Annotated in this window: 21 protein-coding genes; 7 read left to right on the forward strand and 14 right to left on the reverse strand. The window is 51.2% G+C overall.

Going from position 1 to position 19468, the window contains the following annotated elements; translation table 11 throughout:
• Positions 1–287: 287 nt before the first annotated feature.
• Complete coding sequence (locus tag BW972_RS07425; RefSeq protein WP_007652719.1) at positions 288–533, forward strand: hypothetical protein; 246 nt, start codon at positions 288–290, stop codon at positions 531–533.
• Positions 534–789: 256 nt separating this feature from the next.
• On the opposite strand, the gene BW972_RS07430 is transcribed toward BW972_RS07425, so the two are convergent.
• The 4 genes from BW972_RS07430 to BW972_RS07445 form a co-directional block, all read right to left on the reverse strand.
• Positions 790–2145 carry a 4Fe-4S binding protein gene (locus BW972_RS07430; RefSeq protein ID WP_076421657.1) on the reverse strand — a complete coding sequence of 452 codons (1356 nt, stop codon included), beginning with the start codon at positions 2143–2145 and terminating at the stop codon, positions 790–792.
• Between the two features lie 15 nt (positions 2146–2160).
• Positions 2161–3540 carry an NAD(P)/FAD-dependent oxidoreductase gene (locus BW972_RS07435; RefSeq protein ID WP_076421658.1) on the reverse strand — a complete coding sequence of 460 codons (1380 nt, stop codon included), beginning with the start codon at positions 3538–3540 and terminating at the stop codon, positions 2161–2163.
• Between the two features lie 175 nt (positions 3541–3715).
• Complete coding sequence (locus BW972_RS07440) at positions 3716–3949, reverse strand: hypothetical protein (RefSeq protein WP_076421659.1); 234 nt, start codon at positions 3947–3949, stop codon at positions 3716–3718.
• A 63-nt stretch (positions 3950–4012) separates the two neighbouring features.
• Entirely contained in the window at positions 4013–4672 is a 660-nt protein-coding gene (locus BW972_RS07445) for a hypothetical protein (protein ID WP_076421660.1), read from the reverse strand.
• 129 nt (positions 4673–4801) lie between these two features.
• Here BW972_RS07445 and BW972_RS07450 point away from each other — a divergent pair, with 129 nt between their 5' ends.
• From BW972_RS07450 to BW972_RS07460, 3 genes are all read left to right on the forward strand, one after another.
• Positions 4802–5473, forward strand: coding sequence for a hypothetical protein (locus tag BW972_RS07450; protein WP_007652710.1), 672 nt, complete (start codon positions 4802–4804; stop codon positions 5471–5473).
• A gap of 66 nt (positions 5474–5539) precedes the next feature.
• Positions 5540–6070 carry a hypothetical protein gene (locus BW972_RS07455; protein ID WP_007652709.1) on the forward strand — a complete coding sequence of 177 codons (531 nt, stop codon included), beginning with the start codon at positions 5540–5542 and terminating at the stop codon, positions 6068–6070.
• A 203-nt stretch (positions 6071–6273) separates the two neighbouring features.
• A complete protein-coding gene (locus tag BW972_RS07460) occupies positions 6274–6819 on the forward strand; it encodes an SRPBCC family protein (protein ID WP_076421661.1) in 546 nt (181 codons plus the stop codon).
• Positions 6820–6866: 47 nt separating this feature from the next.
• Here the strand turns inward: BW972_RS07460 and BW972_RS07465 are convergent, their stop codons facing one another.
• From BW972_RS07465 to dapA, 4 genes are all read right to left on the reverse strand, one after another.
• The gene (locus BW972_RS07465; RefSeq protein ID WP_007652706.1) at positions 6867–7337 is read right to left on the reverse strand and encodes a DUF421 domain-containing protein; all 471 of its coding nucleotides are present in this window, start codon (positions 7335–7337) and stop codon (positions 6867–6869) included.
• Positions 7338–7346: 9 nt separating this feature from the next.
• Entirely contained in the window at positions 7347–7850 is a 504-nt protein-coding gene (locus BW972_RS07470) for a hypothetical protein (protein ID WP_076421662.1), read from the reverse strand.
• Between the two features lie 48 nt (positions 7851–7898).
• A complete protein-coding gene (locus tag BW972_RS07475; protein ID WP_007652703.1) occupies positions 7899–8792 on the reverse strand; it encodes a hypothetical protein in 894 nt (297 codons plus the stop codon).
• 123 nt (positions 8793–8915) lie between these two features.
• Positions 8916–9785 carry a 4-hydroxy-tetrahydrodipicolinate synthase gene (dapA, locus tag BW972_RS07480; protein ID WP_007652702.1) on the reverse strand — a complete coding sequence of 290 codons (870 nt, stop codon included), beginning with the start codon at positions 9783–9785 and terminating at the stop codon, positions 8916–8918.
• 178 nt (positions 9786–9963) lie between these two features.
• Between dapA and BW972_RS07485 the strand changes: the two genes are divergently transcribed.
• The gene (locus tag BW972_RS07485) at positions 9964–10248 is read left to right on the forward strand and encodes a type II toxin-antitoxin system RelE/ParE family toxin (protein ID WP_007652701.1); all 285 of its coding nucleotides are present in this window, start codon (positions 9964–9966) and stop codon (positions 10246–10248) included.
• A 49-nt stretch (positions 10249–10297) separates the two neighbouring features.
• Complete coding sequence (locus BW972_RS07490) at positions 10298–10582, forward strand: HigA family addiction module antitoxin (protein WP_317042629.1); 285 nt, start codon at positions 10298–10300, stop codon at positions 10580–10582.
• A gap of 46 nt (positions 10583–10628) precedes the next feature.
• Here the strand turns inward: BW972_RS07490 and BW972_RS07495 are convergent, their stop codons facing one another.
• The 6 genes from BW972_RS07495 to BW972_RS07520 form a co-directional block, all read right to left on the reverse strand.
• Complete coding sequence (locus BW972_RS07495; RefSeq protein ID WP_076421663.1) at positions 10629–11363, reverse strand: LytR/AlgR family response regulator transcription factor; 735 nt, start codon at positions 11361–11363, stop codon at positions 10629–10631.
• Positions 11364–11367: 4 nt separating this feature from the next.
• A complete protein-coding gene (locus tag BW972_RS07500) occupies positions 11368–12381 on the reverse strand; it encodes a sensor histidine kinase (protein ID WP_081490419.1) in 1014 nt (337 codons plus the stop codon).
• Positions 12382–12796: 415 nt separating this feature from the next.
• The gene (gene ligA, locus BW972_RS07505; protein ID WP_076422107.1) at positions 12797–14809 is read right to left on the reverse strand and encodes an NAD-dependent DNA ligase LigA; all 2013 of its coding nucleotides are present in this window, start codon (positions 14807–14809) and stop codon (positions 12797–12799) included.
• Positions 14810–14986: 177 nt separating this feature from the next.
• The gene (locus BW972_RS07510; RefSeq protein WP_076421664.1) at positions 14987–15487 is read right to left on the reverse strand and encodes a DUF4920 domain-containing protein; all 501 of its coding nucleotides are present in this window, start codon (positions 15485–15487) and stop codon (positions 14987–14989) included.
• Between the two features lie 122 nt (positions 15488–15609).
• Positions 15610–17961 carry a patatin-like phospholipase family protein gene (locus BW972_RS07515; RefSeq protein ID WP_076421665.1) on the reverse strand — a complete coding sequence of 784 codons (2352 nt, stop codon included), beginning with the start codon at positions 17959–17961 and terminating at the stop codon, positions 15610–15612.
• Between the two features lie 12 nt (positions 17962–17973).
• Positions 17974–18540, reverse strand: coding sequence for a hypothetical protein (locus tag BW972_RS07520; protein ID WP_007652690.1), 567 nt, complete (start codon positions 18538–18540; stop codon positions 17974–17976).
• 297 nt (positions 18541–18837) lie between these two features.
• On the opposite strand from BW972_RS07520, the gene BW972_RS07525 reads away from it, so the two are divergent.
• Entirely contained in the window at positions 18838–19464 is a 627-nt protein-coding gene (locus BW972_RS07525) for a cytochrome c oxidase subunit 3 (RefSeq protein ID WP_007652689.1), read from the forward strand.
• Positions 19465–19468 lie beyond the last annotated feature (4 nt).

Consider the following 19468-nt stretch of genomic DNA (forward strand, 5'->3'; position numbering starts at 1 on the left):
ACCTGTCTGTTAGGGGTTTAGACTTGTATAGGGGTGCGTTTAGGCCTCAAGAGGCCTGTTTTTGGACATTGTTAAAATATTGTTAAAATTTTTGTAATGTTATATTGTGATTTATAATAATGTCGCATAAATTGCACTATGCAGTTTAAGTAGAAAACGCATACGTAATTCTTTACTATACAAAATACACAAGCATTGATTTGAACTAAAGTGTATGCTTTTGGGCTTTATAATCCGAATGGCATGCTTCTTGGGAAGAATCAGCAAAAACGTTTAACTTTTAGCCAATGTTAGATATCATCAATTTTATTGCGCTCGCCGGCATCTTCAACATCTGTTTTTTCTGGTATGCATCTACCAAAATGAAAACAAAGCCTGACCCGGTGAAGACGCTTGTTGTATCCTTTGTATTTTCCATTCCCCTCAGTTTTCTGTTGATCGCCGTGTATACCACAATGCTGCTTTACGCTGCTAAGATCGGTGCCAGTGAAGATGCCATGTGGGAGTATATGGAGCAGGAAGAATTGCAGTAGTATCCACAGGTATAGCCTCGGCTAACCTGTTTTCTTAAACGCATCGCGGGCACCTGTCAAAAGCAGGTGCCCGCGATGCGTTTATGGCTAATGCTTTGTCCCTGGCTGTACAGGCATTTTCCCACGAAGGGAAAAGTCGTTTCATTCTGATAAATTTTGAGGTTGTTGCGCGAGTTACTGCAGTTGAAGCAAGCAGAGGTTCAGTTTTTTTAGCATAACCTCCATCAGAATAAGACACCGTATTTGCCGCTCAGCTCTAATCCAGGATCCGCAGCTCGTCGCGGCTGATCAGTGTAGTACCGGCATAGCGTCCTTCCCGCGGGCCATTCTCAAGTTTTAGCACACCCCGCGGACAAACATGCGCGCAGATACCACAGCCCACACAAGCTGCCCGGATGATCGGCTCGCCCTGCTGCGCATACCAGCGCACATCAATGCCCATTTCGCAGTAAGTGGAACAGTTGCCGCAGGAGATGCACTGTCCGCCATTGGTGGTGATGCGGAAGCGGGAGAAGTGCTTTTGTAGCAGCCCCAAGTAAGCAGCCATCGGGCATCCGAAGCGGCACCACACCCGGTTGCCCATCAGCGGGTAAAAGCCTACGCCTACCACGCCCGAAAACATGGCCCCGATAAAGAACCCGTATGTTTGGGCAAAACCGCCCGACAGATCACCGAGCAAACGGCCTTCGCTCCAAGAATTGATCCAAAGGAAAAGGGTAGTGAGAATAACAAAGCCCAGAATCGGGTAGATGATCGCCACTTCCCAGCGCCAGGCCTTGCGGCTTTTGTCGGAGAGGTGCCGGTAAGGGTCGCCGGCGGTTTCGGCCAGTCCGCCGCAGCCGCACACCCAGGAGCAGTACCAGCGCTTGCCATAGAAGTAGGTGAGCACGGGCGTGGCCAGAAAGGAAAAGACCGCTCCCCAGAAAATCATAAATACACCCAAAGCGGCACCGTCCCGCACCAGGTATTCCATGGTACTCGGGAAGAGGTAGTCATACTTGAGCGGCCAGAAATAGCTGAAGTAATATTCCGGTTGGTTGAGCATCAGCAGCAGGCCCGGCAGCAGAAAGGCAAAACCCAGCTGAAAGAACATCACCGAAATAGTCCGGATGATGTGGTAGCGGCTGTTGCGGTACTTGAGCAGGGCGTATACCCCCATGATCAGCACAGCCAGGGTATAGAAAGTGCCGTAGAGGAACCACTGGTCGCTGGGGCGATTGCGCAGCCACTGGCTCAAAGGCTCCATGGCCTGAATCAAACCCTGCAGGGTATCCGGGAACCAGTAGAGCAGCACATAAAAACCGGTAAGCACAAAGCCGATGACCCAGGCCGAAGCCCCACGTGATGTAGCCTCCTGTTGCCAGAGCCCGTGGTTTTGTTCGGCAGGTGACTTGCGTCGTCGGCTCTGCCAGATGTAAAGCAAAGCGCCGACAGTGAAGACTGCCGTGCCTCCCAATCCGGTGAAAACAGGCGAGAGGTAATCAGCCCCCACGGCAGCTACCAGTATACCCAGCAGACCGATGCTGATGAGTACCAGCCCCACCATTTTCACGACATTCTGTGAGGTGGTAGAAGGAGTAGTGGCAGTTTGGGAAATGACGGCAGTAGGCATCTGTAGTATCAGTAATTAACAGGAAGTAGAGTCAGAAAACAGCCCGAAGCGCTGGCGCAGTTCCCACCATGTGCTGTGTTTGACGGGCGGCTGCCGGTCCGGGAAGCGAGTGTAGTACTGGCGGAGGAGTTCTTCTTCGTAACGCTGGAAAAACTCCGGATCGAAGTTAACGGCAGGAAGTTCCTGCATGACTTGGTGCAAGGTATAGCCCTGCTGCAGCCAGTGATGGCACAGGTCGTGGCGATAGCGGACGCCGAGTAGGTTTATACCTAAAAGCTTATCTGTTGCCTTGTCGTAGAGCAGTCGGATGGCCTTTGTTGCCTTTGCATTTTGCCAGTAAAGCGACTCCTGCTGCTCCGTGAAAACGGCGGGTACTGTACCATAGGTCTGGTATTCAATATCAAAAAACTTGGCGGAGTTGAACCACGGTCCACGCTGGTAAGGCTTTCGGTCGCCGAGCAGGGTGGAGGCCAGCGCCTCAGCATGCAGACGGGCCGTGTACCAGAGTTGCTCCATCATCGGCTGGCCCGGAGCGGGATTGCGGAACTGGGCGCAGTCGCTGAGGGCGTATACATCGGGCTGGCTCGTCTCAAAAAACTCGTTCACCAGTATACCCTTTTCTGTCTCTATACCTGCGCCCTTAAGGAAATCAACATTCGGTTTCACTCCTGTGGTGATGCCCACAAACTGGCAGGGCAGCTCTTTGCCGCTGCGCGTGTGTATAGCACGTACCCGGCCAGCTTCATCAGCCAGGATTTCCTGCAGTTCTTCCTGTAGCAACAGCTCAATGCCGTGCTGCCGGATGTGGTCGGTCACGAGCCGGGCCTCCTCTTCGGGCAGCACATTGTGCCAGTACAGTTTATCCCGTATCAGCATGGTGACAGCAATGCCGCGGCTCCGGAGCATCTCGGCCATCTCCACCCCAATCAATCCTCCGCCTATGATTACAGCCTGCTGTATACCTGCCGTGTTGGCTTCCATCAGCTCCAGGTCCTGCAGCGACACGAGGCCCTGGACGCCTTTCAGGGTTTGGCCGGGCCAGTCGTAATAAGCGGCGCTGGAGCCCGTGGCCAGTACCAGTTTGTCGTAGTGCAGGGGAGGTCCATTGCGGAGCACGAGCTTTTTGTGACTTGTTTCTACCCGCTCTACATAGTCGTGCACCAGCTCTATTTTCTGCTCCTGCCAGTACCAGTAGGCGTAAGGCACAATATCCTGGAAGCGCATGTGGCCCATGTACACGTACATCAGCGCAGTGCGCGAAAAGTGCAGTTGCGACTCCGCCGACACGATGGTGATGCGACAGGCGCTCCGCTTCCGCACACGCTGTGCCAGGGTGACGCCCGCAATGCCGTTGCCGATGATAACTAAGTGTTCCTGTGCTTTGATCTGGTTCATCCAAAAATTCTGTGCCTCTTGGGCGGCTATACCTAGTACACCTGAAATGACTGGTCATACCTGTGATACACTGCCGCGACAGGGCAGGTATAGCCAAAGATACGAAATTAGGACAGGCATAAAAAAAGGAAGGCCGGGTCATTCCCGGCCTTCCTTCTATGAAAACTATTTAAGATTAGTGACTTCCGGCGCTACTGCCTACATCCTGACCACCGTCTTCTACGCTTTTACCGCCCTGACGGCCGCCAGTGCGGGGCTCGTTGCCCATGGCGCGACCTGCCTGTTCGTTCTCCTCTGAGCGCGGAATCTGCTCTGATGGATTCTTCCTGGCTGTCGGGTGGATGTTAGGCACTTTGTTGCCCTCATTTATTTTGCTTTTGTTCTGGTCTTTATTCTTATCTGCGTTCATCTTCAATCTGTTTTAGTTGTATTAAGTTTTACTCTGAATTGGTCCCAAGGTTATGCCTATACCTTAGTAACGGTCATAATCGGGGTTGGAGCCAGTGCGGTCAGGCGGACCATAGCGACGTGGCTGTCGCTGTTCGTAGTCACGCTGACGCTCGCGCATTTCGCCGGTCATGGGGTTGTAGCGACGGTTGTAGTCCGGGTCGGAGTTGCGGTCGCCGTCATAGCCAAAGCTCAGCGATCCGGCCATGTTCCCGTAGTTCTCGTCGCGGCGATGCGGGTAGTTGTCAGGACGGTAATCGCCGTCGAAATTGCCGGATGTACGGTTGACGTAATGGTCCCCGTACTGCTGACGGCTGCTGCGCTCGCTGCTCCTTGGGTCGTTGTAGCCTGAGCGGTTGTCGCGCATACCTGCGCTGCCTCCATAGCGGCCACCAAAATCGCTGTATGCTCCCTGGCGTGAGCCGCCGCGGTAACTCTGCTGGTACTGGCGCTGGGTATAGTCGTCATTGTCCTGCAGATTGCGGCTGCGACGGTATATGTAGTCGCCCCCCTGGTCTTCGTTGTAACGATCGCGGTCTCTGTCGCCCTGACCAGAGCGGTTGTAGGTGCTGTAGTGACTGTCTTCATCCAGGCGGTAGGCGCCTCTGTACTGCGATTCGTCGTTTCGGTTATTGTCGCGTCTGTTTTCATCCCGGCGGTCCTGCCAGTTATTATATCTGTTCATTTTTTATCTTGATTGGTACACCCTCTATAAACGCACATTTGGGTTGGGAGTTTACGCAGCGTCCTTAACCCAAAGCAGGGACATGCCCGTAAACAGTAGCAATAATGTATGTATTAAAACCACAATGCTATGAGAAACAACAGAGAAGGAAACCGCGATAATCGTAACATGGAGCCGCGCTGGGCACACGGGCATCACCACGGCGAGAATTCAGACCGCGGCAATTACACCGTGGACTCGCACTTTAACAGCGGGTATGGTGAGCAGGAAGACGATTACTATGATACAAGAACTTTCAACACCAACATAGATCATGAGTACGGTTCGCGCCAGGGTCGATTTCAGCCGGGCGGTGCACAGTACAGCGGAGAGGATTTTACATCACGCAACCGCAGAGGGCAGGATAACCCCTACGGCATGAGCTATGTACCCAACGACGACTATAACTCAGGCCGACACTATGACCCGCAGGCCGACTACAGCGACCGCGACTATGATGACATGCGCCGGCAGGGAAACAGCTGGATGCGAACAGGCATGCCGGATGAACGCTTCGGCCATGATGTAGGGCGGGGTGACCGGGATTTCAGAGGTCACTCATCTATGGGCGACTACGAGTCATACCGACGCTATGAGATGGGCAACCGACAGTATGACAATGACTACAGCGGAGGCTTTGCAGGCCGCAACCATACGGAGGGCCGAGATCACTTCGGCGAAGATAGTTACTATAGCAACATGGACCGCTGGGGACAGAATGACCGCCAGCGCCGCTCCGAAGACCGGCACAATCGTCATTAATATGTAAAATCAAACAGCCGCAGGGGAGAGTGTCCTCTGCGGCTGTCATTTTAAAAAAGCAAAAACATGAGAGACTATAGAGATCAGAATTATGGCGACTTCAGCCGCCAATACCATGAGGAGCATCCGCGCCAACAGCAGTACCGCAGAGAGCAACGCGACTGGGACAGAAGACAGGAAGACGAAGGAGCTGGCCGTCAGTATCGTGCACGACACGAAGAGCGTGATAGATTTGAAGGCAACTACCGTGGCAACATGGCGGACTACTACAACACCATGTATGATACCAGCAACTATACCGGAGTGCCAAGGCATGATGAGTATGGACTTCCGTATGGTTCAGAGAACGACCTGGACCGCATCAGCAGGGGCAACCCGAGGTTTGCTGACCCGGATCGCTTTGAGCGGACCCGCTACCGTTACAACTCAGGCTACAACCCGAACTACGACAATCCGGAGGAAGGCGACCTGTACCGTGACTTCGACAGCCGGGGCAATCATGGCTTCCGCCACGATGCCTCGTATGGAAATGCAGACGAGTTCAGAGACTTCGGCGATGACCACTATGGCTCCCCTGATAGGAGTGGAAGATACTAGCGTACAGAGGTTTTAAAAATGCCCATACTATATTGTATACTTTTTTTCACCATTGCGTATAAGTGACTATACATTAGTATTGAATTTCCATCTGAGAAAGGCCACAGCGTAACAGCTGTGGTTTTTTTCATTTTCTATGATATTTTCGAAATTGTATTTAATTTCTTTGGATTGATAAAATTTTACGTTTACCTCTCACTTATATGCATGTGTTAAAGTCTTTCCTGCTAGGAGCCGTTACTTTAATCGCCATACTGGGCGTCATATCCATCAGTCTGCCTCGCCAGATCCATTTGCAGCGTGATATCATCATCAATGCACCTGCCGATGTGGCTTATGAGCAGCTCAGTGACTTACGGAATTGGCCTAACTGGCTTCCTGGGCATCATATTGATACCGGTAAGTCGCTTAGCTACGCCGGTCCACCAATAGGGGCGCGCTACAACTGGACCAGCCAGCGACGCGGCATTGGGCAGGGCATTGTGACAATCGTAGCGGCGGAACCGCCCAGCCGACTGGTTACCAACCTCGAATTTGAAGAAGATGACAAAGCGCACAGCACTTTTGTATTAGAGGAGACAGAAGAAGGCACAAAACTCACCTGGCACTTTGATAAATACATGGGCGACAACCCGGTTCGTAAGTTCTCAGGTTTGCTGATCGACAGTACAGTGGGAGAGGAGTTTGAGGACGGACTCGAAAACATCAAGAAAGAAGTGGAAGCCAGGTACGTGCTGAGCGATAAATAACGCGGCATTGCTGTAAGACCAAAAGCCCAAGGTATAGCCTGAAAAAGCTATACCTTTTCTATTTCCTTCTGTTCCTGTTCTTTCGGGATAATGGTGATCTTACCGTCCTTTTCCAGAATGGCGTACTTGATCTGCTCGAGTCGCTCCAGACCCCGCAGCGCCCGTGCCGACTCCATAATATCAGCCTCGTCCACCCGCACTTTTTTCAGCCGTTCGTGCAGCAGTTTGCCGTCATCGAGCAGGATCACAGGCACACCATCCAGCACATTTCCAAACCCCTTATATTTCTGTTTCAGAAGCGAAAGGCTGATGTCGGTAAGCAGCAGCGTGATAATCAACACAAAGCTGTTCATCAAGGAATGGTCTTCGCCAACGAGTGCCTGCTCCGCAGTTTCGGCTATGATCAGGAGGAGCACAAAATCAAAAACAGTGGCTTCGTACAAGGTTCTTTTACCGCTTATCCTGAAAATGATCATCAGGAAAACATACAGGATCAATCCTCTGATAACGGTTTCCATAGGGTCGAATTAAGGGTGAATGAACTGTGTGATAGCTACCTGTTTTTCGGCTGTGGAGAAGTGCAGAGGCAGCGAGCCCATTCCTTTTGGTGTCAGGTAGAAGGTAACGGAAAAAGGTTGCCTGGCCGTAGCAAAGCGGTAGGTAATGCCCTGCACGGTAGTATAGACTTCGGCGGGTTCAGGCACCACTTTGTCTATTTTGAGTTGCTCGTAAAAGTCTTTGCTGAGGTGTAAATCTGTGAGAGAGTCACTGGTAGAGGCATGCAGCTTCACTTTGATTTCGGCAGGGGCACTGCGTCTGATAAAGCGTTCATATTCTACTTCGAGTCCTTCAGCACTGTCGCCAGCTTTTAAGCTCTGTAGATTGCCGATGCCACCATCACCGGTAAAACCGAGCAAGGCAGCCAGTACAAAGATGCTCATCACAACCCATGCTACCCGCTGAACTTTCCAGTTGGTGCTCTCCAGTTGAATATCCTCGTCAATGTCGAGTTCGCCTCTATGTTTTCTCACGGCTATACCTTGCGTTTGCTTTCGCAGGTATATAACGCTAAGGCAGATTTATGGTTTTGCTACACTGTCAGGAGGTACAATCTCGGGATAAGCTTCTGTTTTGAAGTCAGCTACTTTCTTATAAAGTTTTCCTTTTTCGGCAAGAGAAGACAGAAAGAGGGTGACCTTGGAGGTGTTAAAATGGTTGGATAGATCGGCCAGTAAATCCGGTATGCCATCGCGGTCCAAGTCGCCTACCCAGAGGAGTACGTAAATGGCACTTTCGAAATTCTCGTCAGAGGCCAACTCCTGTGTGATCCTACGTCCGTTTTTAGTGCCTGTCACTGTCCATCTGTAGTTCCGGACCGAGTAAGACTCTGAGCCTTCCTGCTGGATGCTGTCACCGCTGGCTGCCAGGGTATAGGTCTTGCCTTTATACCTGAGGTCGATGGCAGTATTCGGCAGAATCACCTGATCCGGGTAGCCTACTGTGTCCACTTCACTGGCCTGTAATTTGGCTATACCTGTCACAAAAAGGAGTGTATTCGGGTGCTCCCCCCGAACTTCACGCCCAGAGCGTACCTGCCGGCCCTTGTCATAGACCGGATCAAAAAAAGTGGTGACCTGCATACCGCTGGGCTGCAGCCGGAAAACGCTGTCATCCTGCACCAAGGCCATCCAGGGCTTCTGCTCCGCACCTTGCCATACTTCGTGCTTATGGAAACGCCCTTCGATCATGATCTTAGCAGCGGATTTGGGCTCTGGACTCAGATCAGTAGTGTCAGGGGTATAGTGCTGCAATTCGTCATCGGCGGGCAGTTTGGCTGAGTCAGGTGCCTGCACCAGACTGGTGTCCGTTTCGAGGAGGTGCGTATGATCCGTCCGGTTGGCCTGCGACTGGTCCGGGGAATTGTTGCAGGCCACCATGCTCAGTACTAAAAACAGGATCGCAGGTATACGCATTGTGGTAAGGAATTAGAATGGAAGAAAACGAATATAGCGAAAATATCTTTCGGGCAAACAAAAAACAGGAAGGCTGACTGCTGCCAACCTTCCCGTTCTGTATGCTATACCTTAATCCTAAGCCTAAAGGTTCTTGTAGAGTCTGTCTTTCAGACCGGCAGAAGCCTCCACTAAAGGAAGACGCACTGCTCCACCGCATACGCCAAAGCGCTCCAGCAGGGCTTTCACGCCCACCGGGTTACCTTCTTCATACATCATCGGGTTGATGTCCACGAAGTCGAATAGCAGGTCAGAAGCCTCTTTGAATTTATTTGACAAGCCCAGGCGGATCATGTTGCTGAACTTCTCAGGGAAGGCATTGGCCAGCACGGAGATTACACCCACAGCACCGAATGCGATCATTGGTAGGGTCAGCATATCATCGCCGCTGATCAACAGGAAATCTTCCGGCTTGTGCTTGGCAATGTGCATGCACTGTTCCAGGTTGCCGGATGCTTCTTTGATACCGATGATGTTTTGGTGAGCTGCCAGACGCACAGTCGTGTCAGGGGCAATGTTGCTGCCCGTGCGACCCGGTACGTTGTACAGGATAACCGGCACCGGGCAGGCATCGGCGATCTGCGTATAGTGCTGGATGATGCCTTGCTGCGATGGCTTGTTGTAATAGGGGCTCACCGAAAGCACGGCGGCTATACCTTCCAGGTCAGTTTTCCGGATTGTGTCGAGTACGTGCTGTGTGTTGTTGCCGCCCAGACCATATACCAGTGGTACACGACCGTTTACATGCTTCTTCACGAAAGCCAGAATCTCAGCTTTCTCCTCAGTGGTGGTGGTGACCGATTCGCCTGTGGTTCCGTTTACCACGAGGTACTCCACACCACCTTCGATGGTAAAATCAAGCAACTGGCGTAGTCCGTCGAAGTCCACGGCCATGTTGCTGGTAAAAGGGGTTACCAGAGCAACACCCGTTCCTTTTAATTTATCTTGTATCATGCGCTGTTTTTCCAAAGCACGAAGTTCGAACTATCCAGCGGAATCTGCAAGTGTTTAGGGTTTAGTGTCTCATATCAAGCTTTTTTTGGGAAGCAACCAACGGCTTAATTTTTTAAAGACAATATATTTATCGTTAAAACAACTTGTAACTTGTAACGTAACAGGTTATACTTGCGATGTGATAGTTAGTTTCAAACATAAGGGGTTAGAAAAGTTCTTCTTAAAGGGGGACGGATCTAAACTAAACCCTCAGCACTTAGACAAAATTGGCGAGATACTTACGGTGCTTCATGCCGCTATTTCGATCCAAGACTTGAATGTGCCGGGATATGGGTTACATCAGCTTAAGGGCAATCTCAAAGGCCACTGGGCCGTGAAGATTAGCGGAAACTGGCGGATCACTTTTAAGTTTGTCGGTGAAAATATTGAAGTGTTGGATGTTAATTATGTAGACTACCATTAGTCAAACAAATGGCAACTATTACCAATAGAATTTTTTAGCAATGATGTTAATGTACAACCCAGCCCATCCAGGCAAGATTTTAAGGAGATACACGGATAGCACAGGCCTTTCCATTACTGAGATAGCTGAAAAGATCTTTATCAGCCGCAAGAACCTCTCCATGATATTAAACGGTCATGCCGGAATCAGTCCAGAGATGGCATGGAAATTATCTGCAGCATTTGGCACCACTCCTCAGTTTTGGATTAATCTGCAGGTGAATTATGACTTGTGGCAAGCCAAGCAGAAGGTAGACATATCAGGTATTGAACAATTGAGCAAGCCAGCTGCCTAAATTTTCATCCCTAATTTGATACTTCTGGTATTTACCTGACAAAGCCCTATTGTATATTATTCTCCTCCACCCAATGCAGAAAATGGTCTTTGTATACCTCGCCGATCGGAATTTCCTTGTTGCCGATGCGGATGCGGCTTTTCTCGATGCTGTCGATCTTGTGAAGGGCCACAATGAAGGAACGGTGCACGCGCATGAACTTTGACTCAGGCAGCTTTTCCATCGCCTTGTTCATGCTCAGGAGCGTGATGATCTTCTGGTCCTTGGTTTGGATGATGATGTAGTCCTTCAGGCCCTCGATCCAGAGGATGTCGGCAAAGTCGACGCGCACGGTTTTGTAGTCGGCTTTCACGAACATGAAATCCTGCTCGGGTACATGTGGGGCAGGGGCGGCTGCCGGGGCCTCCGGTGACTTATGGCTGCGCTGCAAGCGTTCCTGTGCTTTGGTCACAGCCTTCAGAAAGCGGTCGTAGGGAATCGGCTTGAGGAGGTAGTCCACGGCATCGTGGTTAAAGCCCTCAAGCGCATAATTGGGATAAGCCGTTGTGAAAATGATCAGCGGCTGGTTCTTAAGAATGTTCAGAAACTGTATACCCGTGAGTTCGGGCATCTCGATGTCCAAAAACATGAGGTCGATCTGCTCTTCCTGCAGTACCTGCATGGCCTCCGTGGCGCTGGAGCACGTTTTCACGAGTTTGAGGAAAGGCAGTTTGCTCACATAGCTCTCAATGATGTCGAGGGCAAGTGGCTCGTCGTCAACGGCAAGGCAGCGGATGGTCATAGGTTTATTTTTTTGGTTGGAAGTACAGTTTCAACGAAGCAAAAAATGTATCGTCTTTTTCTTCTAAATACAGCTCGTGTCGGTGAGGGTAGAGCAAGTTAAGGCGTTGCTTTAGATTTTGCAAACCAATGCCGCCAAAGTCCTTCTTTTTGTGAGTACTGCTGTTGTTCACGGTAGAGAACTGGAGCCAGTCATCCGTTATAACCAGGTTGAGCGTAATACCCACCTCGTTGCGGCTCACGAGTCCGTGCTTGAAAGCGTTCTCCACCAGTGTCATCAGCAGCATTGGTGCAATCTGTTTGCCGGATGTGTCACCTTCCACGTTCAGGCGGATGCTGGTCTGTTCGCGCAGGCGCAGCTTCTGCAGGTCTATAAAGTTTTGAATGTGTTCTACTTCCTTCTCCAGACTCACCAGCGTGTCGTTGCTTTCATAAAGCATGTAGCGCATCAGGAGTGATAGCTTCATGATGGCATCCGGCGTCTCGGGTGACTGCTTGTAGGCCAGCGAGTAAATGTTGTTGAGCGTGTTAAAAAGAAAGTGCGGGTTCACCTGCGATTTCAGAAAATTCAGTTCGGCAGCCAGTTTCTGGTTTTCAAGCTCCTTGTTACGCCGCTCATTGCGGATGTAGTTGCCGGTTACCTTCAGGGCCGAACTGATGAACACTACGATCAGGCCCGCCAGCACATAATTGAGAATGCGATCAGAGGAGTAGAGCATTGTCATACCCGGGTTAAACTCCCGGAACACGTAAAAGTCGAGAGGCGAGCGTACCAGTGCGACGGCAGTCAGCGTAAGCAGGACAACTCCCAGGTATCCAAAGATCTGGTTTCGGGCAAGAAAGCGGGGGATCAGCACATACCAGTTGAGGTAGAAGATCATCATGGCAAAGCTTAATCCCACCAGTGAGTCAACGGCCTTATTGAAAGAAAGGCCGCGCTGAAACTGAATGTAGAAGATCCAAGCTCCAAAAAACGCCCAGGCTGCCACATGTATGGCTAATTTGTACCGCTTTTTCATGGTAAATGGTGGTAGGGCTATCAAGTTCAAGGCTGTAATGCTAATGGGTGATGAAAGCGAATCTAAACGTAAGTCTGTTGCTGAAGTTAAGCAATATTACGTTGCTTCCATATAACCACGAGCCTATACTATACAGAAGGGCAAACGAGCCCTATCAAAGCTTCAATTTAAAAGATCAAATCAGAAAAGGCGAGAAACGGTTGTTTGTATATCCTTTTCAGCTGTTCGTCTATTTCATTTTTATTTATCGGCTTAAATGCCTCCATTTGTAGCATAAACCCCAGCTGATATGATGTGTTGGGTATATGGGCTTAAAGGCCTGTTTTAAAGTTTAATTGTTTTTATTGTTTGTTTGTAAATCAGTAAGCGCCGGCCTCTTGTAGACCGGCGCTTACTTTTTGCAGGGGTGGTAAGGTTAATGGCTGACCATCCCTAGAAACTCGTCCTCAGAGAGGATGGTAATGCCGAGTTTGTTAGCCTTCTCGAGTTTGGAAGGTCCCATTTTGTCACCGGCCACGAGGTAGGAGAGTTTGGCTGAGATAGAACTGACCACTTTGCCACCGTGGCTGACAATGATGCGCTGCAATTCCTCGCGACTCACACTCTCAAACACGCCTGATATCACAAAGGTCTTACCGTCAAGTTTATCGCTTTCCATTTCAGGAGCAGTGTTTTCACCCTTGAACTGCAGACCGGAGGCCTTTAAGCGCTCAATCAGTTCCTGATGCTCTGGTCTGCTGAAGTACTGTAGCAGCGACTGCGCAATGCGGTCGCCAATCTCGTTCACCGCGATCAGTTCTTCGTACAGGGCGCCACGCAGTGACTCAATATCTGGGAACTGCTCAGCCAGTTTCTTAGCCACGGTGCTCCCCACGTAGCGTATACCCAGGGCAAACAGCACGCGGTCGTAAGGTGTCTGCTTCGATTTCTCCAGGCTGTTAAGGATGTTGTTGGCTGATTTCTCACCCATGCGTTCCAGGTTCACCAACTGCTCGAAGGTAATGTCATACAGATCGGCTACGTTGTGGACAAATCCGGCATTGTAGAGCTGCTCGATGGTTTTGGGGCCGAGCTCGTCAATGTTCATGGCTTTGCGGGAGATAAAGTGCTCCAGTTTAGCCTGAATCTGCGGGGCGCAGCCTTCCTCGTTCGGGCAGTAGAAGTTCGCTTCGCCTTCGGCGCGCACCAGTTCGGTACCACAGGCCGGGCAATGTGTCGGGTAGATGATCGGCTGCGAGTCGGCAGGGCGTTTACTGAAGTCCACACCGGTGATCTTTGGTATGATTTCACCGCCTTTTTCCACGTGCACAATATCTCCCAGACGCAGGTCAAGACGCTGTATCTCGTTGGCATTGTGCACAGAGGCTCTTTTTACAACTGTTCCGGCCAATAGCACGGGCTCCATGATGGCCACAGGGGTCACGGCGCCGGTACGCCCGATCTGGTACTGTATGTCAAGCAGGCGGCTTACAGCACTCATAGCCGGGTACTTGTAGGCGATCGCCCAGCGCGGACTCTTGGCGGTATAACCCAGTTCTTCCTGCAGGGCATAGCTGTTCACTTTCACGACCACACCGTCTGTGGCGATCGGCAGCTCGTGGCGTTTCTGTTCCCACTCGTTGATGTAGTCCAGCACGGTATCAATGGAGCTGCACTTTCGCCAGGTATCGGATACCTTAAAGCCCCATTTCTGGATAGCCTGCAGACTCTCCGAGTGTGTGTCAAACGGACTGGGAGAGCTCATGAAGCCATAAGAAAAACAGCCCAGTTTACGGCTGGCTACGATCGCTGAGTCCTGTTGCTTGAGCGTACCGGAGGCGGCGTTGCGGGGGTTAGCCAAAAGCTGCTCACCGGCTTCTTCACGTTCGGCATTCAGCTGCTCAAACACCTGCAAGGGCAGAAAAACCTCACCACGCACTTCAAAGCTTTCGGGGTAGTCTTTGCCGTGCACCTGCAGCGGAATGTCACGGATGGTACGCACATTGGCTGTAATATCATCACCACGGGTACCATCGCCGCGGGTGGCGCCCTGTACAAATTCACCGTTCTCATAAGTCAGGCTAATCGCTACCCCGTCAAACTTCTGCTCGCACACATACTCCACCTCGTCACCCACGATCTTGCGCACGCGCTTGTCAAACTCCCGCAGGTCTTCCTCGGAGTAAGTGTTGCTCAGCGAGAGCATCGGGTACTTGTGGTACACTGTTTTGAAGCTCTTGGTGATGGTGCCGCCCACCCGCTGGGTAGGGGAGTTGGGCTGGCGCAGTTCCGGGTGCTGCTGCTCCAGTTGCTGCAGCCGCTCGAGCATCATGTCAAATTCGTAGTCAGAGACTTCAGAAATGCTGTTCTGGTAGTATTGGTAATTGAGGTAGTTTATGCGTTGGGTGAGCTCCTGAATCTCAGTAGCCGGATCGTTTGCTAGGGCCATAAGGTATTTCTGTTTGATCTGTAAAAATAGAGAACCGGACGCAGGCTGCCAAGTACCGATGACTTTAAAATATGACATCTGGCAAGCGTAAACGGCCAGGTGAACCCAAAGGACAGGTATAAAAAAAGCGGCTGCTCTGGAAGAACAGCCGCTCAGGTATAGGTATGGCTTTGCTGCCTATTTCAATTTCACGCCGTCTGCCACAAAGCGCAGTTCTTCTCTTGGTTGGGTAATAGCGGCAATCTCCTCAGCTGACTTGCCTGCGTCCTCGGCAAAGTGGCGCTGGTCATCTACTGAGATCACCTCATGCCTGGCTATACCTGTAAATACAGCCGTTTTGCCTGACAGGTCCTCCACCGGCAGGAAAAAACCATAATCGCGGAACGTTACTTTCATCGTGCTGCCATCTTCCAGCTTCACATCCATCCAGCATCCTTTTGACTGACAGCTCTGCACGATCTCAGCAGCAACGGTAGCCTGTATAGAGTCGTTTCCACTTACAGCCTGCTGTAGTTGACCCGCAGAGAGTACGTTGTCTTCCGTGAATGAAGCGCCATAGGTATTCGCATCCGTTTCAGTAGCAGCTGTGGTGATTTCCTGACCTTCGTTGGTCGTGCTTGTCTGTGAGCAGGACTGCAGTACGGCAGCTGCAAGTAAAAGAGCAAATAGTTTTTTCATACAGGTATGGGTTGGTTGTAATTGCCAAATATAGAGATTATTGGGTAAGTGGGAAATAGTTGGAGACCATTCCTTCCAAAAAGCAGATTCACCCGCCCGAACTGTCAGACTCACCACCCGGGCTACTCTAATGCTTTGTTTTGAAACAGCAGAAAGCCAAGGTGAAACAGCACGCCCCATTCTTTGGTCTGGTCGTTGTAATAATTCAGACTCAGCGCAGCAGGGCCCAGGATGCCATGGTAAACGACAGCTGCCGTGGCAGCCACGCCCGTACCTGTGAGTTTCTTTCCATAGTACGCCTGCTGGTCACTGTCCTGAAGAATTGGCCGGTAGGGCTGAAACACATACCCCTCGGTGCGGGCCTCCAGTCTGGGCGTGATCAGGTACACGTATTGCAGTCCACCCGCCACAAATTCATGTGCCCTGAACCGATCCAGAAACAGCGTGCGGCTGTCAGCCAAAGGATGAAAGGCCGGCGCTATGGTCAGGGTAGAGCGGTAGTTGCTGAAGAAAGGCTGCGTCGAAATCACGCCCTCCAGCCTGTAGCCAATACGGTGGCTACCATTGCCCAGAAAGTCCTCAAAAAGCAAACGCCCATAAAACCAGTTATGATCTGATGAGAGCTCCTGTATTGCATTGGACGTTGAGCCGGGGCTATACTTTTCGGTAGCGCTGACCAGTCGGCCCGTGGCCGTGAACATGCGCCCGCCTGAGGGGTACTGCTTACGGTTGAGCCCGCCACGCCTGAAAGTGGCGCTTGCAGTCATGCCGCTGGTTGCCGTGCGATCGAGTGTGTCGGATCGCTGAATCTCAAGGCGGTTGCTATACCTGTCGATGTGCTGCGCATAAGCCGCACTTAGTACCAGCTTGCCTTTGTAGGTATTGGTGAAGCCCAAATTAACGGCAAAGTTGCGATCGGTTTGTTCCAGCAGTGGCAGGTTGTTACGCTCCAGCAGCAAACCCGTGGTGGACAGAAAATTCCAGTGGTTATAGGTAAAGGCGGGCTCCACATAATAAGGCAAGCTGGCAGGCACGTCAATGCGCGTCCGCAACTGAGCGCCTTGGTAGAACCTGCCCGTCTGAAAACTTCCGGCAAAGGTATAGAGCTGCCGACCGAGCACACTGTACTCCAGACCGGCGTATATATTGTCGATCGGGCGGGACGCCAGGACGCCTCCCAGGGCGATCTTCAAACCGTCCTCCTTTTTCACGTTGAGGAGCAGGTCATAAGTCTTGGCCTTGTTGTCGTAACGCATGGTCGGGTAGAGGTTGCGGAAGTTATCAATGGCAGCCAAACGGAAATAGCCCGTTTTTACTTCCTGTATGGTATAGCCGTCCCCCTGCGAACTTCTGAAAAAGCGCTCTACGAAACCCTGCTGGTTTCTTTTAAGGCCTTGTATCTCGACGTTGCGGAAGGCATGTGGCTGAAACCCGCTTCTGAATTTCTCCCGCTTTGCACTGAGCTGCTCAGGACCTACCCTGCGTTTTATTTTCTGCAGGATCTGCTCCATGTTCGTATTCGCCTCCTTGTAACCCGCTGCGAAAAAGTCCTCTACATTTTTAAAATCAAGTGAAGTCAGGTTGCCCAGCTCAGGCTGCAGGTAAATGTCCTTTTCATGCAGAGCCGTCGAGTCGGAGTTCGACATCATGGCGTAGAGCAAGGTATAAGCCAGGTCGAAATCATCTTTGTCGTAGGGGTACTCGCTGTAGGTTTTGGACGATACGTTCACCCCAATGATGATATCCGGATTGAAGTCATTTCGGGCTACGTCCACAGGAAAGTTGTTGTACAACCCACCGTCAAAGAGCAGGCGCTTCTCTATCCGGATGGGCTTGTAGAACAAGGGCACCGTAAGCGTGGCCCGCACTGCATCGGCGAGCTGCCCCTTGTGCAGGATCACCTGCTGTTGGGTGAAGATATCTGCGGCTACGCAGCGGTAGGGCACCATGAGTTTGTCGAAATCGTAGCCGGCACGGGCAGCAGGCTGGGAGAGTAGTTGGGCCAGGGCAAAATTGAGTGAAGCATCGTTAACGAGATTGGATGTGAGCTTGGCCTGGAAAGCCGAGTCTAGTGCTACGTGCAGTTTGAGCAGGGAGGGGTTTGGGTCCGGGGAGGCAAAGTTGTAGGTATAGTTCTGCTCCGGCTTGCCCGTAGCCCAGGCCTGAAAAGCCTCGGTGTGGATCAGGTACTCGATCTCAGCGGGAGAGTAGCCTGCCGCATAGAGGGCCCCCACGATGCCACCCATGGAGGTACCCACGATGTAGTCGATCGGGATGTTGTTCTCCTCCAGCGCCTTCAGTACTCCCACATGCGCTATACCTTTTGCACCCCCACCGCTCAGCACCAGGGCTACTTTCTGGGCATAGCCAGCTGTGGGCCGGCTTGTCAGCAGGGCCAGAAGCAGCAGGTAGGAGAGGGTGTTTCGGAGTACCTGCAACAGCGTAAATTGGCGGGCAGCCTGCAATAGGCGCATAGCAATGTGTTTTTAGCGGTTCCTGATGTCGGCCCAGCGTGCACTGTGTATCGTGAACAGCATGCGGCCCGTCAGCCTGGAGGTATAGCGTGCAGGCACCCGCAGACGCAGGTCCTGTAGCATCAGTTCAAAACTGGTACTGAAGGTGATCATGTTACGATCAGGCGTAAAGGTGACCGGGACGACTATTTCTTTAATGATACCTTGTATATTGATAAATACTCTACTGTTCAGTGTCTGTCGGTTGCGGTTTCCGGCATTGATCTGCTCGATCGGCGCTTCTATTTCGATGTAAAGATCCGGATAGCGGGATACAAAAAAGATGTCCTGCACCATGGCTACCGGGCTGGAATCATTAGCCGGAAGCAGGTTCTCGATAGGCAAAAGGCACTCGAGCTTACGGGTATTCTGATCGTAGCGCACCAGCATTTTATTGGACTGGAAATCGTAAGTGTTACTTTCTCCCTCCAGGCTCACTTGCATGCTGTTGTTGGCCGTATAAGGTATACGGTGCTGCTGTGCCCACGCAGATGCGGTAATAGATAAAATACAAAGTAAAGTCAGTAAAAATTTGGTCATAAATGAGCTTGATGTAGCATGTACTCCTGCTAACGCAAAACAGCCGAGAAAGGTAAAGCGGTAGTTGAGGTTTAGTGCAGGTATTTTTTCAAGAAAGCAGGCTGAATATTTTCTTGCAATGGTCAAACTTACTTCAGATCATGAATAACACTGTGAAATCTTATTTTTTGTGAAGCATTTTCAAAACTATAAACCCCTCTAGATGGTATATAGAAATAGACAAATTACCCTTCATTCAAATTGAAAAGAGAAGGCCCGCAGCCATAAGACGGGAATGCTCGGGGGATATGACTCGACATGAACCAGGATAGAAAGAATAAGGTAGACGCACGCCAGGGCTCAGCATTTGGCAAAATAGAGCATCTGCACCCGATACGGATGTTGCTATACCTGAGTATGGTTGGTATTGGCGTACTGTTCTTTGTGCTGGTGGTAGCTTTTGTTCGGACGGGCGGTTTCGGTAGTGAACAATTCTCTCTTCCTAAGTTTTTCAGCGTCAGCACGCTGCTTTTGCTTTTCAGCAGCTACACCATCAGCAAAGTTCCCCGCATATACAAGAAGGATAAACTCCGGAAAATGACCCGTTACCTGGCCGGTACCTTTCTTTTGGGAGTGGCCTTTATCGGCGCCCAGATATTGGGCTGGCGCGAGCTGACTGTCTCCGGAGCCTACTTCACCGGCAAAGCCTCGGGCAGTTACCTATACCTGATCACGGCACTGCACCTGCTGCACCTGCTGGGCGGTATGATCTTCCTGGCTTTTCTGCTCATCAAGACTGCTCATATGGCAAGCGATGGCGTACGCAGCCTCATCTTTATCCGCGACCCGTACCGCCGACTGCAACTCTCGATGCTCAATACATATTGGCACTTCCTGGGCGCGCTCTGGCTCACACTATACCTGGTTATTCTTTTTATGACCTGATTGC

This window comes from Pontibacter lucknowensis (assembly GCF_900156415.1).
GTDB classification, from domain to species: Bacteria; Bacteroidota; Bacteroidia; order Cytophagales; family Hymenobacteraceae; genus Pontibacter; species Pontibacter lucknowensis.

What these genes read in the sequence shown, in the direction of transcription:
- BW972_RS07425 (WP_007652719.1), top strand. Translation starts at nt 288, where the DNA reads ATGTTAGATATCATCAATTTTATTGCGCTCGCCGGCATCTTCAACATC.
- BW972_RS07430 (WP_076421657.1), bottom strand. Translation starts at nt 2,145, where the DNA reads ATGCCTACTGCCGTCATTTCCCAAACTGCCACTACTCCTTCTACCACC.
- BW972_RS07435 (WP_076421658.1), bottom strand. Translation starts at nt 3,540, where the DNA reads ATGAACCAGATCAAAGCACAGGAACACTTAGTTATCATCGGCAACGGC.
- BW972_RS07440 (WP_076421659.1), bottom strand. Translation starts at nt 3,949, where the DNA reads ATGAACGCAGATAAGAATAAAGACCAGAACAAAAGCAAAATAAATGAG.
- BW972_RS07445 (WP_076421660.1), bottom strand. Translation starts at nt 4,672, where the DNA reads ATGAACAGATATAATAACTGGCAGGACCGCCGGGATGAAAACAGACGC.
- BW972_RS07450 (WP_007652710.1), top strand. Translation starts at nt 4,802, where the DNA reads ATGAGAAACAACAGAGAAGGAAACCGCGATAATCGTAACATGGAGCCG.
- BW972_RS07455 (WP_007652709.1), top strand. Translation starts at nt 5,540, where the DNA reads ATGAGAGACTATAGAGATCAGAATTATGGCGACTTCAGCCGCCAATAC.
- BW972_RS07460 (WP_076421661.1), top strand. Translation starts at nt 6,274, where the DNA reads ATGCATGTGTTAAAGTCTTTCCTGCTAGGAGCCGTTACTTTAATCGCC.
- BW972_RS07465 (WP_007652706.1), bottom strand. Translation starts at nt 7,337, where the DNA reads ATGGAAACCGTTATCAGAGGATTGATCCTGTATGTTTTCCTGATGATC.
- BW972_RS07475 (WP_007652703.1), bottom strand. Translation starts at nt 8,792, where the DNA reads ATGCGTATACCTGCGATCCTGTTTTTAGTACTGAGCATGGTGGCCTGC.
- dapA (WP_007652702.1), bottom strand. Translation starts at nt 9,785, where the DNA reads ATGATACAAGATAAATTAAAAGGAACGGGTGTTGCTCTGGTAACCCCT.
- BW972_RS07490 (WP_317042629.1), top strand. Translation starts at nt 10,298, where the DNA reads ATGTACAACCCAGCCCATCCAGGCAAGATTTTAAGGAGATACACGGAT.
- BW972_RS07495 (WP_076421663.1), bottom strand. Translation starts at nt 11,363, where the DNA reads ATGACCATCCGCTGCCTTGCCGTTGACGACGAGCCACTTGCCCTCGAC.
- BW972_RS07500 (WP_081490419.1), bottom strand. Translation starts at nt 12,381, where the DNA reads ATGAAAAAGCGGTACAAATTAGCCATACATGTGGCAGCCTGGGCGTTT.
- ligA (WP_076422107.1), bottom strand. Translation starts at nt 14,809, where the DNA reads ATGGCCCTAGCAAACGATCCGGCTACTGAGATTCAGGAGCTCACCCAA.
- BW972_RS07510 (WP_076421664.1), bottom strand. Translation starts at nt 15,487, where the DNA reads ATGAAAAAACTATTTGCTCTTTTACTTGCAGCTGCCGTACTGCAGTCC.
- BW972_RS07515 (WP_076421665.1), bottom strand. Translation starts at nt 17,961, where the DNA reads ATGCGCCTATTGCAGGCTGCCCGCCAATTTACGCTGTTGCAGGTACTC.
- BW972_RS07520 (WP_007652690.1), bottom strand. Translation starts at nt 18,540, where the DNA reads ATGACCAAATTTTTACTGACTTTACTTTGTATTTTATCTATTACCGCA.
- BW972_RS07525 (WP_007652689.1), top strand. Translation starts at nt 18,838, where the DNA reads ATGAACCAGGATAGAAAGAATAAGGTAGACGCACGCCAGGGCTCAGCA.